Raw genomic sequence first — 1,256 nt, 5'->3', positions numbered from 1 at the left:
GGGGGTGGTGTCACCGGGCCCGAGAGGTGCCGTCGGAGACGCTGATCAGAGGCCCGGCCACTGCCCGGCCCGGCGCAATGCCGGGCAGCTCGCGGGCGGCAGGTCTGCATAACGTGGATGCGCGCGAACGGCCCCAACCGCCGAGGCCGGCACAGCATCGACGCATGTGGGGGCACGGTGATCGACATCGACGAGACGGGCGTCTTCCTCGGCCTGGACGTCGGCAAGAGCAACCATCACGGCCACGGACTGACCCCGGCCGGGAAGAAGGTCTTCGACAAAGCCCTGCCGAACAGCGAACCGAAGCTGCGGGCCGTCTTCGACAAGCTCACGGCCAAGTTCGGCACCGTCCTGGTGGTCGTGGACCAGCCCGCCTCCATCGGCGCCCTCCCACTGACCGTCGCCCGGGACGCCGGCTGCCAGGTCGCCTACCTGCCCGGACTGGCGATGCGACGGATCGCCGACCTCTACCCCGGCGAGGCCAAGACCGACGCGAAGGACGCCGTGGTCATTGCGGACGCTGCCCGCACCATGCCCCACACCCTGCGCACCCTCGACCTGACCGATGAGGTCACCGCGGAGCTGACCATGCTGGTCGGCTTCGACCAGGACCTCGCAGGCGAGGCCAACCGCACCTCCAACCGCATCCGCGGCCTGCTCACCCAGTTCCACCCCAGCCTGGAACGCGTCCTCGGCCCGCGCCTGGACCACCCGGCAGTGACCTGGCTCCTCGAGCGCTACGGATCCCCGCAAGCACTCCGCAAAGCGGGCCGCCGCAAGCTGGCCGAGGTCGTCCGCCCGAGGGCCCCGCGCATGGCCGAGCGGCTGGTCAACGACATCTTCACCGCACTCGACGAGCAGACCGTCGTCGTCCCGGGCACCGGCACCCTCGACGTGATCGTCCCGTCGCTGGCGAAGTCGCTGGCCGCCGTTCACGAGCAACGCCGGGCCCTGGAAACCCGGATCGAGGCCCTGCTGGAGGCCCACCCTCTTTCCCAGGTCCTGACCTCGATGCCCGGCATCGGCGTCAGGACCGCCGCAGTCCTCCTGACCACCGTCGGCGACGGCAGCAGCTTTCCCACCGCCGCTCACCTGGCCTCCTACGCCGGCCTCGCCCCGGCAACCCGGCAGTCCGGCACGTCGATCCACGGCGAGCACGCCCCCCGAGGCGGCAACCGGCAGCTGAAACGAGCGATGTTCCTCTCCGCGTTCGCCGCCCTCCACGATCCCGCCTCCCGCACCTACTACGACCGCTG

The 1,256-nt window shown here is 70.9% G+C and carries 1 protein-coding gene; it reads left to right on the top strand.

All coding sequences use genetic code 11. The features are described from left to right. Positions 1-177: 177 nt before the first annotated feature. The coding region (locus tag F1615_RS35405) for an IS110 family transposase (RefSeq protein ID WP_149553131.1) at positions 178-1,256 on the top strand (1,079 nt) is incomplete at its 3' end.

It is taken from the genome of Streptomyces marokkonensis (assembly GCF_008312835.1).
GTDB classification, from domain to species: Bacteria; Actinomycetota; Actinomycetes; order Streptomycetales; family Streptomycetaceae; genus Streptomyces; species Streptomyces marokkonensis_A.
This window is presented reverse-complemented; position numbering and strand designations above follow the sequence as displayed.